Source organism: Litoribrevibacter albus, from assembly GCF_030159995.1.
Taxonomy (GTDB): Bacteria; Pseudomonadota; Gammaproteobacteria; order Pseudomonadales; family Litoribrevibacteraceae; genus Litoribrevibacter; species Litoribrevibacter albus.
This window is the reverse complement of record NZ_BSNM01000003.1, coordinates 326,179-344,215: the sequence shown is the minus strand read 5'-3', so window position 1 is coordinate 344,215 and position 18,037 is coordinate 326,179. Positions and strand designations below refer to the sequence as shown.

14 protein-coding genes are annotated in these 18,037 nt (G+C 46.5%); 2 read left to right on the top strand and 12 right to left on the bottom strand.

The window, feature by feature from the left end; all coding sequences use genetic code 11:
- Positions 1-71: 71 nt before the first annotated feature.
- The 5 genes from QQL66_RS03380 to QQL66_RS03360 form a co-directional block, all read right to left on the bottom strand.
- The gene (locus QQL66_RS03380) at positions 72-1,850 is read right to left on the bottom strand and encodes an Ig-like domain-containing protein (RefSeq protein WP_284378753.1); all 1,779 of its coding nucleotides are present in this window, start codon (positions 1,848-1,850) and stop codon (positions 72-74) included.
- 342 nt (positions 1,851-2,192) lie between these two features.
- Entirely contained in the window at positions 2,193-2,564 is a 372-nt protein-coding gene (locus QQL66_RS03375; RefSeq protein WP_284378750.1) for a DUF1801 domain-containing protein, read from the bottom strand.
- A 142-nt stretch (positions 2,565-2,706) separates the two neighbouring features.
- Complete coding sequence (locus QQL66_RS03370; RefSeq protein WP_284378748.1) at positions 2,707-3,033, bottom strand: hypothetical protein; 327 nt, start codon at positions 3,031-3,033, stop codon at positions 2,707-2,709.
- Between the two features lie 160 nt (positions 3,034-3,193).
- Positions 3,194-3,511, bottom strand: coding sequence for a DUF3817 domain-containing protein (locus tag QQL66_RS03365; RefSeq protein WP_284378747.1), 318 nt, complete (start codon positions 3,509-3,511; stop codon positions 3,194-3,196).
- Between the two features lie 385 nt (positions 3,512-3,896).
- Positions 3,897-4,967, bottom strand: coding sequence for an AraC family transcriptional regulator (locus QQL66_RS03360; protein WP_284378745.1), 1,071 nt, complete (start codon positions 4,965-4,967; stop codon positions 3,897-3,899).
- A gap of 246 nt (positions 4,968-5,213) precedes the next feature.
- On the opposite strand from QQL66_RS03360, the gene QQL66_RS03355 reads away from it, so the two are divergent.
- Positions 5,214-6,623, top strand: a complete 1,410-nt coding sequence (locus QQL66_RS03355) for a phosphoinositide-specific phospholipase C-related protein (protein WP_284378743.1) — start codon at positions 5,214-5,216, stop codon at positions 6,621-6,623.
- A gap of 134 nt (positions 6,624-6,757) precedes the next feature.
- On the opposite strand, the gene QQL66_RS03350 is transcribed toward QQL66_RS03355, so the two are convergent.
- From QQL66_RS03350 to QQL66_RS03320, 7 genes are all read right to left on the bottom strand, one after another.
- Complete coding sequence (locus QQL66_RS03350; RefSeq protein ID WP_284378742.1) at positions 6,758-8,125, bottom strand: DUF1302 family protein; 1,368 nt, start codon at positions 8,123-8,125, stop codon at positions 6,758-6,760.
- A gap of 1 nt (position 8,126) precedes the next feature.
- Positions 8,127-11,420 carry an outer membrane lipoprotein-sorting protein gene (locus tag QQL66_RS03345; RefSeq protein WP_284378740.1) on the bottom strand — a complete coding sequence of 1,098 codons (3,294 nt, stop codon included), beginning with the start codon at positions 11,418-11,420 and terminating at the stop codon, positions 8,127-8,129.
- Between the two features lie 134 nt (positions 11,421-11,554).
- On the bottom strand, positions 11,555-11,965 hold the full coding sequence (locus tag QQL66_RS03340; RefSeq protein ID WP_284378737.1) for a MarR family winged helix-turn-helix transcriptional regulator: 411 nt from the start codon (positions 11,963-11,965) through the stop codon (positions 11,555-11,557).
- An 83-nt stretch (positions 11,966-12,048) separates the two neighbouring features.
- Complete coding sequence (locus QQL66_RS03335; RefSeq protein ID WP_284378735.1) at positions 12,049-13,230, bottom strand: adenylate/guanylate cyclase domain-containing protein; 1,182 nt, start codon at positions 13,228-13,230, stop codon at positions 12,049-12,051.
- A gap of 98 nt (positions 13,231-13,328) precedes the next feature.
- Complete coding sequence (locus QQL66_RS03330) at positions 13,329-14,492, bottom strand: acyl-CoA dehydrogenase family protein (protein WP_284378734.1); 1,164 nt, start codon at positions 14,490-14,492, stop codon at positions 13,329-13,331.
- A gap of 120 nt (positions 14,493-14,612) precedes the next feature.
- Complete coding sequence (locus QQL66_RS03325; RefSeq protein ID WP_284378733.1) at positions 14,613-15,266, bottom strand: hypothetical protein; 654 nt, start codon at positions 15,264-15,266, stop codon at positions 14,613-14,615.
- Positions 15,267-15,313: 47 nt separating this feature from the next.
- On the bottom strand, positions 15,314-15,919 hold the full coding sequence (locus QQL66_RS03320) for a TetR/AcrR family transcriptional regulator (RefSeq protein WP_284378732.1): 606 nt from the start codon (positions 15,917-15,919) through the stop codon (positions 15,314-15,316).
- 302 nt (positions 15,920-16,221) lie between these two features.
- Between QQL66_RS03320 and QQL66_RS03315 the strand changes: the two genes are divergently transcribed.
- Positions 16,222-18,036 carry an acyclic terpene utilization AtuA family protein gene (locus tag QQL66_RS03315; RefSeq protein WP_284378731.1) on the top strand — a complete coding sequence of 605 codons (1,815 nt, stop codon included), beginning with the start codon at positions 16,222-16,224 and terminating at the stop codon, positions 18,034-18,036.
- Position 18,037: the final 1 nt, after the last annotated feature.

Here is an 18,037-nt window from a genome sequence, read left to right as displayed (position 1 = left end):
GGAGCAAAAAAAACGGTGACATCCTGTCACCGTTTTTTATTTAGAGTGTGTAATGTTGAGAGAGAATTATCTTAGCGATTCTTACCTCCTTTACCACCGTTGGTAGTCGTTGTTGTGTCACCTGAAGTTGTAGTGTCTGCCTGTAGAGTAATGCTTACTGTTGCAATCGCTACCTTGTCACCGTCTGTGATGGTGTAGCTGAAGCTGTCTACATCTTTGAAGCGCTTACCAGGAACATAAGTCACAGTACCGTCGTTATTGATGCTTACTGAACCTTTTGCTGCACCGCTTACTTCGATTACCGTCAATGCATCACCTTCTGCGTCATAATCGTTTGCCAATACTGCGATGGTTACGGCTTGTTTGCTGGTGATGGTTACTGCGTCGTTTACTGCTACAGGTGCACTGTTCGCAGCTGCTGTTGCTTCTACTGTGTAGTATGCCGCTGAGTTTGATTGACCTTCTGCGCTGTCTGCGATCAAACCAATCACGTAGTCACCTGCGTTTGCGCTGCTTGCTGATGCAATGCTTAGAGTTACTGTCTTGGTGGTACCTGCCGCTACCGTTACGCTGTTGTTCGCCCATGCTGCGTTCCAGCCTGCAGGTACTGCTGCCTGAAGGCTAATGGTGCTGTCTGCACACGCATCGCTGCTGTTGTTAGTTACCGCTACCTGGTAGTTTGCTGTGTCACCCGCCGCTGCCGTTACTGAACCAGAGATTACCGCAATGCCAGGCGCAGATGGTGTACATACCGGAGCTGGAGCCGCTGCCGCACCGTCGAAGGTGATGGTCACGCCCGCGCCGAACGCATCAACGTAATCGGTGATGAAGCTTACGCCAGTATCTGTGTCAGTGAAGCTGTTACCTGCAGTTAGTGCAGCGTCATCGAAATCACCCCAGCTGGTGCTGTTCGGCGTCATATCCAATTGGAATGCTTCGTTTGCATAGCTGTCGTGGGTTACGCTGAAAGAGATACCCTCTTTCGCATTACCTTGGGTTGCCAGGAAAGCATCATGACCTTGTGCCTTACGCGCTTCCAGATAGTAATAAGTCGGTTGACCCGCTGCGTCTGTACCACGACGCACTTTCAATGCTTTCACACCGTACGTTGATTCAACGTCGTCCATGCTGTAGCTGCCGCTTTCTTCAACCGTGGTCATGTTACCGTTGTGCAACCAACCTAGACGTTCTTTTGCGTGTGCATTGAAGTGACCGGCGTCAAGGTTACCCATGATGTCCAACATGTGTGTTTTTAAAGACACAGCACAGTCTGCACCAAGTGCCAATTCACCACAGTTCAAAGAACCTGCGTGAGTCAGACCAAAGTTATGACCCATTTCGTGAGCAATCAATTTGTAGTCGATAGAACCATTGATCCATGAGTTTGAAGGATAGGTACCGATGTCACCCAAACCACTGAAACCACAAGCGCTGTTCTGAGGCATGATGAACACAAAACGGTCATACGCAGAGATATCAACACCACTGTCCGCTGCTGCTTGTTTGCCCAACGCTTGAATTTGGTAAGTGTCACATGAGCTAGAGCTCATCGCGATGGTGTGCCAGCCGGTCACATCACCCGCTAACCAGGTTTGTTGATAAGAGTTCTCGTAGAAAAAATCGCTTGCTTGATTGAATACGGCGTTTGCTACGTCTGCTTCGTTGAACGGCATGTTGCTTGGCGCGTCCTGGAAGTTAACCATCACAACCAAGGTGTTTTGTTGACCGATTGTATTGGTAAGTGTGGTTGCTGATGCGCCCATTGTTGCCAGTGATACAGCAGACGTTAGAGCAAGGGTTTTAACAGACGAAGGAATAGTGTGCGCGAACGCAGATACAGCATTTTTCATTTGAGGACTCTCTATACAACATATGAAAGCCCTCAACGGTCATCACTCCTTCGGCAATCCGGATATCCACGTGGGACCAGGACTTTGCTTGCCACAATTGCTTGTGGGTCGCCTTTTCGGGAGGACTTTCTAAATCTTTACACTCTTGCAGCTGTGATCTTCCACTTGCTTACCCATCCGAGGTAAGCTCCAAACTGTTCACCAGCTGACGAAACGAATAATAGGTCATTTAATGACCAAAATATGTGAATCAGTTACCACAATTGATCACTTTTTAATCAAATTAGCAAAATAATACGAAATTAGTCTGATACCGGATGAACGGTTGTTGAATCCACGCTGCTATTTAGATCTCTGCTTCTTTAAGCCATTCAGCTCAACCGCAGCACGTACCAGAGTCTTAAACGCATCCTCATTAATATCGTCGCCTTCACTGATGTCTATGGCTCTTCGAGTGTTGCCTTCCAGACCCGAATTAAAAAGCTGGTCTGGATCAGGTAATGCAGCACCTTTCATGAAGGTTAACTTTACTTTCGCTTTATAGGTCTCCCCCGTACAAATGATTCCATTGTGAGACCACACTGGTACACCAGTAGGATTACTTGGTTTACACCACTTTCGCTCTTCAACAGCCTCAGGCTCAGCGGTTGTAATCAAAGCTCGCATCCGATTCAACGTATCTACTCGCCAATCGCGTACTTCAAAATCCGTCATTTTTATCTCCTTCTTCCCTGCCAATGAATTCACATAACTTACTTTATAAAGTGATTATTATTGATAAATGTTCATTAGAGATCCCCAGCGAGGGACTTATTCAGAGGTTCCCTAGAACGCGCTTTATTTAAGCAGACTTACTCTAATAACCTGCCAATGCCAAACCGGAACCAACAACAAGAAGCACTACTCCAACTTGCATCAGATATTTTGCCATAACAGCCTTCTTGTGAGCTTCAATACAAAGCGACTTAACCTCTTGGCTCTCACAGGTGTTATAACCTTCATTCAATAGCCAACTGTAGAGGCTAAGAGTATTACCTAAATCAGAGAAAGAATAACCGGCGGGAGACCCGAGGCGATGCCACTGCACCGAATCATAGTTTGACAATGCTTTGCTAATGTCTGGGAAACGAATAGACAAAACACCAAGGATAAGCAGACAACTTCCTAGTAGTAAAATGATCATAAACCCTCTCCATACGATTTACATTGTAAGTATAAATATAACGGAGAAAACGATACCGTCCACGTCAAATTATTAAACTAAAGTCGCCTACTGACAAAATTGATAACAAAGCATTAATGCCTAAAAAAACAAAGCCCGCATATGCGGGCTTCGATGATTCTTAGCTGAGTTCAGGTTCAGACTCGGATTCCGCCCCGGATTCAGAAATAGTGTCTTGAGCCTTCTTCAAGAACAGCTCGGCCAAAACAAAGGCAAAAGGAACAATGGAGGCCAAAAACATTGCTAACCAAATCACCACAGACCATTGCTGTTCCTGTGCAACCGTTAGAGAGAAGACCAAATACAGCAAAAAGAGAACACCGTGGGTCATACCAAGATAAAACACAAACTCTCGGCTAATGAAGCCCAAGGAAACACTCAAAATCAATAAGTAAGACAGCCCTTCAAGAAAACTGACGGCACGAAATGCGTTAATCACTGGTCATCCCCAACTAAAAAAGAGAGAGGATCCAGGAATCGCCACCGTCAATCAAGCTCCTGCGTATAAAGAACTGTAGTGATTTGTATAAATGAGATCTAAATTTATTAAGGCAGTTTAATTACTCATGGCTTCTTGTCGTTCTCTCTCATATTCCTCATAAGACTTTTTTAGACTGTCCATGCACTGTTCGTATTCGGTTTGAGGGAGTCTTTCACATTCAATGCGGTTGCTTTCCTGAATGCTTTCGTACGTTCCTTTTGAATTACAACCAACGCATATAAAAGCAATGGTTAGTAGCGCGATTCCTTGCTTGATCATTTTTGAGCACTCATCATAAATTCATTTACGTTGTAGGAAAGATAGCAAATCCACGCTCGGTTCCCTACCGTCTATAAAACGAAGGCGTTTTTCCAGTCCATTTCTTAAAGGCATGTTGGAAATTGGCCGAATCCGAAAAGCCCAACCTGTCAGCAATTTGCTCGTTGGTTAAATTACTTTGCAAAATCAGTTTAATCGCCGCCTGACAACGTACCTTGTTCATCAATGCACTGTAGCTGGTGCCAAGTTCTTTCAGTCGCCGTCTAAGAGTTCGCCCACTCACCCCCAGTGCATGAGCGATCATGTCCGGATCAGGATAGTCGCCGGTGGAACACGATAAGATCTCATCAATGTCATCCACCAGCCCTTTATGACTGCTTAACTCTGCTTCCAGAATTTCCAGATCTTTGATTAAGAGATCAGAGTTATTGTGGGACGAGGTCGGGATTAAGTAGGAGCCAAACGAGAGATCGAGATCCCACTCATCAAACCGTTGATTCCCTTTTACTAAACAACCAAATTTCTGTTGATAGAGTGCTATTTCTTCAACCGTTAAGTCCGCCTGAAAGCGTACTTCACGAATGGGAATCTGCCGCCCCGACAACTCCTCACCAATGGTAATGAGCCCTTTTACCGTGAGTTCGAATAAAAACTGTAGGATACGACTTGGTAAATTCGCTACGTTCACTAGCCGATTCGTTAAAACTCCATCGCCAAGCACATTAGTAATGTCCGTAAAACTGCCTAGCAACTGGTAGTAATCCACAGTAATATCGAGTGCTTCCCCCAAAGTACCGCAGTGAGTCAGACAGCGACCAATCGACCCTAATTCGGCACAGGTGTACTTTGCCGCAATATCACAGCCCAACCCTGACTGATAAAGATCATTAACAAAATGCTCCAAAGCCTGTTTCGCCTGACAAGCACTGATAAAAGAAGCATTAAGGTCATTTGAAGTTAACTGAATCCTATCGAGCAATTGCTCGTTCCAATCCGACAGCCCTAAAGTCTTTAAGTGACGAAGCATGATCCTCAACTCAAAACTGGGATAGATCTGATCACCAGCAACAGTGACGTGTCTAACCACTAATGGATCACTACTCCTCTTGATTTGAGTCTTATAAAAGGAATTCATCCTCTACCCTCCAATGTTTTTATTGTTATAGGAATAGAGGAAAACACCCCGAAAAAAATCTCAAGGTTGAAATTGGCCAGATACCTTTGTTTATGAAATTTTTAGGCGATATGAACCCACGCGCAGAAATCCATGACCTTTACCGCGCCCCAAATCTTGTCAATGTAAAGATTGAAGCACATGATACGAGGACATCAGAAGACTGATGAGAAGAATAAAAATAACAACACCCAGAGGATGCAACCTATGTCATTCAAGACCAAGCTAGTTGCGATCACCGCAACAGTCATCACAACCTTTCCATTAACACTTTGGGCAGAAACCCAAGAAAGCTGGGGTGAACGCGCCCTCGCCATTCAAAACAGCATCGACCACGATGCACCGTTGGCCGAAGCCACTTTTCCCGGTACCCACAACTCCTTCGCCAACAACACTGATGATGATTACATCAATGATGCATTAAACCAGGCACGAGGCATCATTGATCAACAGAACCGAGGCATTCGCTCCATCGGGCTGGATCTGCATTGGTCCAGCGATAAAGTGCGTATGTGTCATAACAATCTATCCTGGTCGCCTTGTGTTGAGAACTTCACTGGTCAACGTCGTTTCAGAGCTTACCTCAAGGATTTAGCCAACTGGGCAAATGCTAACCCGGATCAAGTGGTCTTGATTCATATTGACGATGTTGACGACAAAGCCGGAAAAATTGATGACGAAATCGTTAGTTACATTGCCAGCCATACTCTTAGTACCGACTCAGGTGTAACCAGCCATGGCGACTATGGCAGCAATGGTTGTACAAAGCTTCCAGTGAACACCCTAACCAAAAGCAAAGTCGTTGCCTCAGGAAAGAATGTAATTTTCTGGAGCAACAACAAGTGTAAAGACAAAACCACCTTTAATGATTACGTCTTTTACGCTGCCAATGGGGTTGAAGATGTAAACGCTCCTGACAAGCTCGATACTTACGGCACAGCACAAACCACACTTCATAGGACCAAAGACGCCACCACCAAAGGCACGAACGATTCAAACAAACCCAAGTTAAAACCATCAACGGTCGATGGATTTTTAAGTGCGGGTTTAAACATTTTTGAAGTCTATGGCTACAGTGCGACCGGCAGCGACTGGAAAAGCAGTGGTGAATATCCTATTGCCGCCGCAGACATGGTATGGACCTGGGATTTCAATGACAGCGATGGCAATGGCACCTACGAACCAGACGGTTCAGGCAACTGTGCATTCCTTTCCCCAACCACTCAACGTTTCCGAGACGCCAGTTGCAGCGATACCAAATACGCCGCTTGCCGTCGCTTGGTCACCGATTCCAACGGAACCCGAGCCTACAACGATTACATCATCACGAGCATTCCAACTAGCTTTGCCAATGCTGAGGCACAATGCCTAAGTGACGGGGCGGACGAATACTACTTCGCGACACCACGCAATAAAGTTGAAAGGGATGCACTTGTGAACGCAATTTCAGCACAGGGTCTTAGCCAGGAAGACGTTTGGATTAACTACTCAAAAAATAGCGGTCGCTGGGTTGCTGATATTGGCGAAGCAGACGATGCTATGAAAGCACTTTGCAATGGTGGCAGTACCGCCAACGTGTGCAGCGTAATCGATACCTATCTAAACAGGGTTCAGTAACTATTTAGAAAGCGCTAAACAGAATAGAAAAGACAAAATAGAATGAGAAGAGTGTGGAGGCCATTTCGTGTCTGGATCAGGCACATTGGCCTCCCACAGTTTGATACAGTTAAATACAGTCTCGCTATATCAAATCAGATCCCCCACTCGACGCCAAAGACCCATCGATCATTGTGATCAAACTGACCATACAGACCGTCGGTATCTCCATAAAACACATCCAGCCCCATCCAAAGTTCCAGATTACTTTCAAGCATATGACTCACCTTGGTTTGAACAACACCGTCATCCTGCTCAACGGCATGAATGTCCAGCACTTCCAATTCCCAGGTTTCGTTCTCAAAATTATGCCGATAAAGGAAGGTCACGGTATTTTTGGTTTCCCGGCGAACCATACTTTGATCATGCTGTAATAAATGGCTTTGAAACCACTGGGCACTCAAAAAGACGTCACTGATTCCCTGATAATCCAACCCCACCACATAAGCTAATTCGGCACTTTTCTTAATTCCTCGCGAATCTGAACTTAAAGAATTTGCGTCATCCGCTACATGAAAGGTATCAGAGTTGTAACCTACTTCGGTGCGAACGGTAACCTCACCAAAGGCATTAGAGGCGGTTGCGCCCAGCAAGTGATTTCGCTCATATGTTGGCGTAACCTCCACCGTTACCTCGGTAGGCGTTATACCCACCACGTTTTGGTAAAGCACCGGGTTATCTTGATAGTGATACAGATAATTCGCCGTTAAATCCCAACCACCCGCAAAGAGGCTGTATTTCACGCCCCACTCACCATCACTAAATCCATCACTGAATCCATCACTGAACCCATCATTAGGTTTATCCGTCGATAGTAATCGTACCTTCACATTACCAGAGGCTTTCGGAATGATTTCCGCTGAGGAGAAGGCAAAGGCTTTATCCCGTTCGGCCAGCTCATTAAAGGTGAGATCGGGTATCCACAGCAATTGCAGACTGGAATCGTCCGTCAGACCAACCTCATAATTCACCGTCCATAACGGAATACGGGAATCTTCATAATCTTCCAGTATGAACTCACGATAGCTTTGCGGATTCACCACATCCAGCAGTTTGATCCCATCGGCCTGCCCCCAGACCACTTGTTGCTTACCAATGCGCCAAAAGCCCTTGAGAAATTCCGTATCCAGATAAAATTCCCGCAACTGAAATTCCGCATGCTCTGAGTTATACCAAGGCATCGAAAGCTCGCTGTAGTTTTCCGGCGTATGCACAGAAGGTGAAATGTGATCGTACACATCCGCGCGAAAACGACCGATGGCCGTCAGTTCAAGGGACTCGGTCAAATGACCAGCCCACTGTGGCTGTATCCGGGTCTCCAACTTTTGCGCGTGACCATGTGTGTCCACCGCCCATTGTTGTTCCAGCAAAGACGACCACTCCCCTTCCACCTCGGCCATAACGGCCGAAGTAGGAAGTGAGCAAGACAGAGAGACGCCTAAGAGATAACCATAAGCTCTCATCTTACTTACCTCGTATCATGGATCGCTTGGTGAAAAGGTTGTCTTTCACTTGTGTTTGGTAGTCCACCTGACTGAAGGTGAATTCGGTTCGGTGTCCTGTTTTATGATTGTCGACGTTCATCTCATGGCGGGTTACGTAACCATCCACCAAGCGAATGTCGGTAACTTCAAGGCTTTTCAAAGGCTTACCTTTAATGCCCCAATACTCCGCCTTGAGGACCACCCAGAACTCAGCATCCACCCAAAATTCCGTTCTGCCATAACCCAGTTCTCGGGCAATGTCTGTAGTTTTGGGGGTTCCTTCCATGTGGTAAGCGGCTCGATCTCCGAGGTATTTGTCCTTGATAACGGCTTCGCCCAACAAGGTGTAGTTGTAATCCGTTTCCTCAAGCTTGCCTTCCTGTTTGATGTCTTCGTAAGTGAAATCCGTCCCGAGGAAATAATCCCCACGATCAGACGCTGAAATACGACGGACTTTTCTCAAGGCAGGAAGATACAACCACTGATCGTCGTCCACATCCGGGTTTGGGTAGTCAAAGGTTAAGAACGAAGTGCCTTTCACGTTCGTTGGCGAGCGATAAAACAGCACCGTTTTCTTTTCGTCACCAAAATATTTGCGGAAAGATTGAGTATTGCGCTCCCGCACTTTTCCTTTGCGATCAATCAACTTCATATCCATATTGCGGATTTGATGCTCACCCTCATCAACGGCGTTCACTCGATCGACAATGGTCTGAGTGTCTATCGCGTTCTCATCCTGTGCCCAAGTTTTCTCGACGCTGAACAGACTCAACGCGCCCGCCGTCAACACGGCAAAACCTAAACTCCTGACCACGCCTGTCGCCAATCCGGTGTCAGCGGCTTGTTCATTATCTGAATGTTTTTCACCTGCGTTCTCTTTACCTGTATGTTCTTTACCGGTGCTCTCTTTACCGGTGCTCTCTTTACCTGTGATAAAGCTCGGACGAACCAATTTAATTAACGCAGGTAGGAAGGTCATGCTGGCAATAAAGCTAGTGGTCACGGCAATCACTACAATGGTTCCGAAGTTATTCAATGGCACCACTTTGCTGGAAATCAGCACGCCAAAGCCGCAGGCAATGGCCAGGAAGTTAAAGAACAACGCTCGGCCCGTGGATGGATACAAGGCGATTAAAGCTTTATCCAAATCCTGATGATGAAGTTGATAGAGACTCCGTAGACGATCGATAGTGTGAATGGCAAAGTCCACGCCCAAACCAATCGCCACCGACGCAAACATCGACGTACCGATGCCAAGATTTATGTCCATCAACACCATGGTTGAATACACCAGCAGAATCGAACCACCCACGGGTATCAAGGTATAGAAGCCAGCCAAGACGGATCTAAACAACAGAGACGACACCAACCACACCAGCAACAAAGAAATAAACAGTCCGGTAAAGTGGCTTTGGCCCAGATCTTTAATCCAGTGGTAATTGAGAGACACTCGCCCACTGAGCGTTGCTTTCAACTCATCGGACGCCAGGTGTTGATCAATGTACTGTTGAAGAGCTTCCACCACAGGTTTGGTGGTGGTAAAGGCACCGTGATTCACTGTCAGTCTGACGTTTGCCAAGCGGTAATCGTAATCAACTTCTTCCTCAAAGTCGGTGGGCTCTGCCGACGCGGAATAAATCAGGAAATACTGAGCAGCAAGTTCCTTGGTGTCTGGTAAGCGATATTCACTCGCCCGACCTTCGTTCAAAGAACGGTTCATTTGCTTCAGGTAATCAACAATCGACGTTGCCCCCTCAACGTTGGGTAACGACAATGCATATTGCTGGAAGGCGTCCATCGCCTTTAAGCTTTCAGGCTTGAACAATCCCTCGTTCTCATTCGTTTCAAACACAACATCAATGTTGTTGGTGCCATCAAAGAAACGATTAATTACCTGATCTGCCTGATAAATGGGTTCTGAATGATTAAAGGCGTCAATGCGGTTTTCATCGACCGTCAATTCTGTTGCAGCCTTTACACCGGCCAACACAATCACAGCCCCCAGGGCAACGGTAATTGCAGGTTTTGCCAGACTGATACGGCCAACGACGACCATCACACGAGAAAACAAATCGTGCTTGCCTGATTTATGTAACGCAACAAACTGGGCACTGGCCGAAGGTTTGACAATGGCAATCGCAGCCGGAAGGAAGATCAACGAGTAAATCCATGCGACACCGACACCGACCGCCGTAAACAGACCGAAGTATTTGAACGGTGGCATATAGGCCGCGAAGTATAAGCCTAAGAAACCAGCAATCGTGGTCAGTGAGGTTAAGGTGATCGGACGCCAGATCTCCATCATGGTTTTCACCACCAAGGCTCGTCGATCTTCTTCAGGATTCGCAGCCTGTAATTCAAAATAATGACTGTAAATATGAATAGCATCAGCCACTGAGATACCAATCAAGATCACCGGTAAGGCATTAGTGATCACAAAGAAGGCAACATCGCTGGCGGCCATGATCGATAGGGTCATCAACACCGAGGCCGCAATGATTACATTACCCAAAATCGCAGGGCTGACGCGTCGAAATGCCAGACCAATCATGATAGTAATCACCAGTCCGGCCAAAGGATTCAAACGAGATGCATCGGCATCAATGTAACTGCCCATGAACCCGGCAATGGCCCCTTCCCCCGCAACATAGACGGTTACCCCATCAGGCAGCGCATCACTCTCAGCCGCATTGGTCGCCACCTCCAATACCTGCTGATAAGTCGCTTCCACCTGGGTTTCATCCAGCACTTCGGCCACTATCATGGTCGCTTTGCCGGATTCAGACACTAACGTACCGAGATACAATGGGAAGTCGTTCACCGCCGATCGCATACGATCAGCATCAATCTGTGTCGCTGGGTACGGATCAAAGAACGGCGTGACATCCATGCCATCCTCTGTCCCGGTGATGTTGTTTTCGGTGGATAGACTCACCACCCGATCCGAATCAATGTTTTCCAGTTCAATAATGGCATCGGTCATTTGCTCGATCGCCTTGAGCGTCGCAGGCTCAAATATCCCTTGTCGCCCTTCATTCACAACCGCTATTACAATCGGGTCCGCCAAGCCAAACTGCTCTTTTACTTTATTGCGATACAACAACGCAGGATTATCATCGGCCAGAAAAGCATCCGACCTTGTGTCTTTATAGAGTTTGGGAATTTGACTTAACGTTGCCACCATTAGCATCAAACTGAGCAAAACAGCGGTTTTTGGGTAGCGGACAAGAACGCTAAACAACGTTTCTATCCCCTTCGAGCTTGTGGTTTTCATGAGATTCACCTCTTTATTATTTAATGCATATACATGTATTTAACAAGGTCACAACCACCTAAATTAAGGAACCCTCTAGATTAAGGAACCATACAAAATAAATGCATATACATACTTATACTCAAAATTTTGATTTATTTGATGCCGACAACCGCATCACTGACTGCCAGCAAACTTGCTACGCAGGAATCGCCCAGTTCCAATGTGATTTTATCCTGAGCTTCTTGCCAGACAGGTAACGCCTGTTGATATAGAGTCTCGCCTTCATTTGAAAGGGACAACTCTTTTAGGCGTTTATCTTCATCGCTGGGTCGAACGGTAATGTAACCGTCTCTGATCAAGGGTTTTAAGTTTCGGGTTAACGTTGTTTGATCAAGTACGAGCACCTCCTGTAAAGCGCTGTTAGTGGTCGGCTGAGTAAAATGAGTCGCCCTCAAGATTGAAAACTGCCCTACCCTTAGCCCCACCGATGATAGATAGTCATCGTAAATCTGAGTCATGACACGACTGGCTTTTCTAAGCGATAAATTTAAACATTCGTCCATGCCGACACCTCAAAGTTAGTTTCTTTATTCATTAAACATGCATATGCATTGTTTTGTCAAATAGTAATCAAACCTACGACAAATCAATCAGCACAACTGGGCAAAGTATAAAGACGAAGTGACTTACTGACGCCTCTTAGGGAAACATCGCCAACAAGCGACATTCGGTCTTTGGGTAAATGGGATTGGAAGGCTTCCGTTGCCAAAAGTGGGGCATAATCCTTACACAACGCCTCTACCCTTGCGGCTTCATTCACCGCTGCGCCAATTACGGTAAAGTCCAGACGCGAACTGCCTCCGATGTTGCCATAGGTGACGGTTCCAATATGCAACGCAATACCGGCACTTAAGGTCAGCGCTTCCTTCGTATGACCACACCATGATTTAGAGGCCACATTCGCCAAAGCCTCTTCAGCAGCAGCCAACGCATTCAGGCAAACCGTCTGTTTATGTGCTTCGCTTGCACCTGATGACAAAGGAAAAATCGCCAGGATGGCATCACCAATGAATTTAAGAATTTCTCCACCGGCAGCTTCAATCGGCTCAGACACACATTCGAAGTAATGATCTAGCAACGCCACCAATTCTGTACAAGGTAAAGTATCCCCGAGTGAGGTAAAGCCCCTGAGATCGCAAAACCAAATCACCGCATCAATCGCTTCTCCAGTTCCCCGCTTAAACTGCCCATTCATGACTCGGTTCGATGCGTTTTCCCCCAAATAGACACTGAGTAATGACTTAGTGGCCATTTCAGCCATAGTGACACGAGCTTTCCAGCTGAGCGGTTCGCACAGCTCTTTCAGTGTGCTGAGTTCTAATCGAGAAAAGCCGCTTTCTCTTTTCGTCGCAAAGGTAATCCAGGGTTGCTCTTTTTCATGATCGGTGTGAAACGGCACAATCAGATAGTCCGTTCCCCCTTCTTGTTTAACGTCGTCCAGTAAAGGATAAGGCAGAGGATCTTCACCTGTTAATTGCCAGCGTAATGGCTGGCGCTCTTTGTGAACGGCTTCGCCCGGCGTGTTCAGATAGATAGGAGTATCAGTAATATCATGACCGCGACGAAATTCCTGAACCGGCTGCCCACGACACCACACGAGTTGAGTTCCCCAGAGTTCAGGGTGAGAGGTTGGGAGCCACATACTGGCACGATAGACATCAATCCCCAACTCGTTAACGCCCGACATGAAACGTTCCAGCAAGGCATCCGGTGCCTTATCCGAGGGATCGTATTGATACAGCCATTGATGGAAAGCAGAATCCTTCATAAGCACCTTGGATACTTTTCAATAATCAAACAGTGATATTCAAAGTAAAGCTCAAGACGAAGGATTCTTCTTTAAAAACAATCCGAGTTCTTAATCCATTAACTCAACAAATCACGACTGATAATGACTTTTTGGATCTCACTGGTGCCTTCATAAATACTGGTAACCCGGACATCTCGTACCAAACGTTCAATTGGTGAGTCTTTCAAATACCCTTGCCCACCGAACAGTTGCTGGGAGGTGTAACACGCTTTATTGGCTTTTTCGGTAGCAAACCATTTCGCCATCGACGCTTGCGGCCCAAACGGACGACCTTGTTCCTTCTCAAACGCTGCCTTCAAGAGCAGCAATCGAGCGGCTTCCATATCGGTTTTGGCTTCCGCCAACATCCACTGGACGCCTTGGAAATCGGCAATGCTCTGACCAAACTGTTGTCGTTCTTTGACATGCTCCACTGCCAGTTCAATCGCTTTCTCACCTAAACCAAGCGCTAACGAACCGATGCCAATCCGACCACCCGCCAATTCAGACACGGCGATTTTGAAGCCTTGATTAATCTCACCCAAAATAGCGGATTCATCCACTTCGCAATCGGTAAACACCACTTCATTGGTAGCAGAGGCTAATTGCCCCATTTTTTGTTCTTCTTTACTGATGCTGACACCCGAGTTATCTGCATCCACGAGAAAACAGGTGATCCCCTTTCCTTTCGGTGCTTGAGAGTCCGTCACAGCCCACACCACAAACACACCAGCATAGGCCGCGCTGGTTATGTAGAGTTTGGTGCCATTAATCAACCATTTACCGCTTCCACCCTCCTTCTTGATGAAAACAGCTTTGGTGGCCATACCAGCAGGATCAGAGCCTGCCCCCGCTTCGGTTAAACAAAACGCACCAGCAGAAAACTCCCCACTGCAGATCTTGGGAAGATAACGCTGCTTTTGCGCTTCCAACCCAATGGACTGAATCACCTCCGCCACCATATTGTTCACCGACATGGTCACAGCCGTTGAAGCACAGCCCTTTGCGATCTCGGTCATGGCTAGGCTAAAGGCGATCGTGCCTGCTTCTGTACCACCGTATTGGCTTTCAATGTTTAAGCCCATAAAGCCCAGTTCAGCCAACTTTTTCAGGTTCGCCAGAAACAAGGGGCGTTGGGCTTTATCTTCAATTTCAGAAGCCACAGGAAAGAGTTCAGATTCAGCAAATTTCTTGGCCGTTTGCTGAATCATCAATTGCGTATCGGAGAGATCAAAATTCATGAAATGAGAACGCTCTATAAGGTCTTATTATTTAACTAATAACCTAACAAAGTGCTCTGCGCCAGATAATGGCAGGAACGCGCTTAAAAGATGGGATTTAAGCGCTCAAAGTAAACCTGATTAATTGACGATAGCATTAATCACAGGGATGGTTATTTCTATATCTTGTTCTGGTTTGAAAAAGCCAGTTTCAGCATTCTTAGGAGCCAGATTAATTAGATGATTAAGATCCAGATTGGGATACAAACCAGAAAGCGCTTTGATATCACGCTCGGATTTATCGGTGTGAATAGTGATCGCCAGAGGAGCGTTAGCTTCCGATCTCGAAAACGGGTTATTTTGCTTGAAGAAGGCATTCCCTAGATAAGTAATTTTCCCTGCTTCCACATGGAAACGGTATTCTTTTACAGCATTAGGCTCTACCTTTCCTACCGACCAAGAAGACAAACGATACACACCCGGCTCAAATTCAACGACTTTTAACTCACCGTACAAATCATTTTCTTTGAAGTCATATTTCTTGAACGCAAGTTCCCATGTGGAAGAAGCCCCAGCTTTTAAGACTTCTAAGCCTCCAAACGCACCACTTTCTTCGTTCTTGAATCTCAAAATGAATGGCCCGGTTTGGCCTCGTGGAAAATCCATCGATAAAACTACGATACCCTTTTTAGAGACACTGTTAAGGTGAGTATCAGGCGCAATATTTGACTTAATACAAGCAGTTAACATTAAACCGAGGGCTCCGACCATCAGAGCCTTTAAAACCAACTTCACAACGACTTCCTTGTTGAAAACAGATAATTGGATAATTCTAGGGGGACTTAACTTTTAATCGCCAAACTCAACGCATTGCGCGCTAACTCGTCCAGATCCATATCGCCATCCTGGTCATACCAGTTGACTGTCCAACTCAAGGCACCGGTCAACAATCGACGTAAGATGAACGGATCAATGACCACCAAGCCTTCGTCCTTGGCTTCAGTCAACGCATCCAACCACATTTGTTCATAGATATCGCGAAGTTCAAGGATAATTTTTTGGCTGTCTTCATTGAGACTGCGCCATTCAAAGACAAGCACCGTCATCGCTGCACCGGTATCGCCAAGAATGGATTTAAGCTCGCATTTGATCAGTGCCAGCACACGTTCTTCAGCAGAACTTGCCTCAGCCAACGCCGCTTTCATAGATTCGGTATTAAGGAGAATCGCTTCTTCCATCACAGCCCGAAGAATGCGTTCTTTGTTTTTGAAATGATGGAACAGACTTCCAGAGAGAATGCCCACTTCTGCGGCTAAATCACGAACGGTCGTTCGTTCATAGCCTTTATCGCGAAATAAACGCGCAGCCGCCTGAATCAATCGGCCCTTAGGGCTTTTTGGGTCAGTAATGGTTCCTTCAGCAACTAACTTCTCTAACACGTACTTCATCTCCTGTTCCAGCGAAGGAATTATGCACCATCCCCTACGTTGGGTCATCTTTCTGTTTTCGCTTTTGTCTTTTTTATATCGATCCATTTTATATCGAACCGCTTATATCCATACATCGACGCATAATCGCCAAAGAATGGGGCGTAATGCCTTACCTGAGATTCCATTATCAGATCATTGAAATCAAACAGGCACCAAACACTATTTACAAACCAAGCGCTTGCTTGGTATTGTAAGCACATTACGATTTATTACACAAAGAAAGATTAGACAAACCCTCTCAGAGAGGACGGTACAGAACCATGACCTCACCAAAAACAATACGCATAGGATGTGCATCCGCCTTTTGGGGCGATACCGCAGCAGCTGCTCAACAACTGGTACGCGGCGGAAAGCTGGACTACTTAGTATTCGACTATCTGGCTGAAGTAACCATGTCCATTCTGGCGGGTGCTCAAATAAAGAACCCAGAGTTAGGCTACGCAACCGACTTTGTTGATACCCTTACCCGAATTCTTCCTCAGCTGGCAGAACAAAATACCAAAGTCATCAGTAACGCTGGTGGTGTAAACCCAAAAGCCTGTGCAGAAGCCATTCAGACAGCCATCGAGAAGTCCGGACTCTCACTAAAAGTGGCGTTGATTGAAGGTGATAACCTCACTTTGGTTCAATCTAAATTCCTGGATCAAAACATCACTGAAATGTTTTCCGGTGAGCCACTGCCCGATCGCTGCTTAAGCATGAACGCTTACCTTGGCGCAACTCCGATTAAAGAAGCCTTAGCGCAAGGAGCTGACATCGTCATTACAGGCCGAGTGGTTGATAGCGCTGTCGTGCTTGGCCCGTTAATGCACGAATTTGGATGGAAAGAAACAGACTATGACCGTCTCGCTCAGGGTTCTTTGGCTGGTCACATCATCGAATGCGGCACGCAATGCACCGGCGGTAACTTCACCGATTGGGAAAGCGTTCCCGGCTACGAGAACATGGGTTTTCCTATTATTGAATGTCAGGCCGATGGTGCGTTCGAAGTATCAAAGCCTGAACACACTGGCGGTTTGATCAACCGCTTCACGGTAGGTGAACAGTTGCTCTATGAAATTGGTGATCCGCAAGATTACTTATTGCCAGATGTTCGTTGTGACTTCTCCAATGTGCAACTCGATGACTTAGGCAATAACCTGGTTAAAGTCACGGGTGCAAAAGGCAATCCTCCTACCGACAAATACAAAGTTGCGGCCACCTATATGGATGGTAACCGCTGCACAGTGAGCTTCTTAATGGCGGGCATCGACGCCGATAAAAAAGCCAAGCGTGTATCTCAAGCTATCATGAATCGAGTGTCTGGCCTTTATAAGATGCTGGGCTGGGACGATTTCACCGATTACGACATCGAAATCCTCGGTACAGAAACTACCTACGGCGCTCACGCACGAATCCAAAGTCCGCGCGAAGTGGTCGTAAAAATTGCCGCGCGACATCAAGACAAGCGCGCTCTTGGGTTATTCGGCAAAGAAATCGCACCCGCAGCAACCTCTATGGCACCGGGAATTACCGGTTTGGTCGGTGGACGCCCGAAAGTCAGTCCTGTGATCAAGCTGTTTTCCTTTTTGATTGATAAAACAGACATCAAACCTGTATGGCAGTTGGGTGCGGAGTCGTCTGAAGTGGAGATTCAGATTCCTGAACAATCTGACATTCATTTAGAGAAAAACGTTTTCACCCTGCCACCGGAATTAGATCAGAACGAAGACTTCATTGAAGTACCTTTGATTGAATTAGCCGTTGCCCGCAGTGGTGACAAAGGCGACAGCTGCAATATCGGCGTAATGGCACGCAAACCAGAATTTCTGCCTTTTATCCAAGCGAGTCTGACCGAAGCCAAAGTGTCGGAATACATGCAACATGTATTGTCGGATCGCAGTGAAGTGAAACGCTATTCATTGCCGGGTATTGATGCCATGAACTTCTTGCTGACCTTTGCACTGGGTGGTGGCGGCATTGCCAGTTTACGAACTGATCCTCAAGGCAAAGCCCAGGCTCAACAGCTACTGGATATGCCCATTCGCATTCCCAAACGTCTCATAAACGAAACCGATCAACATAACGAAGGTTAGG

Excerpts from the sequence above, each read along its gene's own strand:
- QQL66_RS03380 (WP_284378753.1), bottom strand. The coding sequence starts at position 1,850 with ATGAAAAATGCTGTATCTGCGTTCGCGCACACTATTCCTTCGTCTGTT.
- QQL66_RS03375 (WP_284378750.1), bottom strand. The coding sequence starts at position 2,564 with ATGACGGATTTTGAAGTACGCGATTGGCGAGTAGATACGTTGAATCGG.
- QQL66_RS03370 (WP_284378748.1), bottom strand. The coding sequence starts at position 3,033 with ATGATCATTTTACTACTAGGAAGTTGTCTGCTTATCCTTGGTGTTTTG.
- QQL66_RS03360 (WP_284378745.1), bottom strand. The coding sequence starts at position 4,967 with ATGAATTCCTTTTATAAGACTCAAATCAAGAGGAGTAGTGATCCATTA.
- QQL66_RS03355 (WP_284378743.1), top strand. The coding sequence starts at position 5,214 with ATGTCATTCAAGACCAAGCTAGTTGCGATCACCGCAACAGTCATCACA.
- QQL66_RS03350 (WP_284378742.1), bottom strand. The coding sequence starts at position 8,125 with ATGAGAGCTTATGGTTATCTCTTAGGCGTCTCTCTGTCTTGCTCACTT.
- QQL66_RS03345 (WP_284378740.1), bottom strand. The coding sequence starts at position 11,420 with ATGAAAACCACAAGCTCGAAGGGGATAGAAACGTTGTTTAGCGTTCTT.
- QQL66_RS03340 (WP_284378737.1), bottom strand. The coding sequence starts at position 11,965 with ATGGACGAATGTTTAAATTTATCGCTTAGAAAAGCCAGTCGTGTCATG.
- QQL66_RS03335 (WP_284378735.1), bottom strand. The coding sequence starts at position 13,230 with ATGAAGGATTCTGCTTTCCATCAATGGCTGTATCAATACGATCCCTCG.
- QQL66_RS03330 (WP_284378734.1), bottom strand. The coding sequence starts at position 14,492 with ATGAATTTTGATCTCTCCGATACGCAATTGATGATTCAGCAAACGGCC.
- QQL66_RS03320 (WP_284378732.1), bottom strand. The coding sequence starts at position 15,919 with ATGAAGTACGTGTTAGAGAAGTTAGTTGCTGAAGGAACCATTACTGAC.
- QQL66_RS03315 (WP_284378731.1), top strand. The coding sequence starts at position 16,222 with ATGACCTCACCAAAAACAATACGCATAGGATGTGCATCCGCCTTTTGG.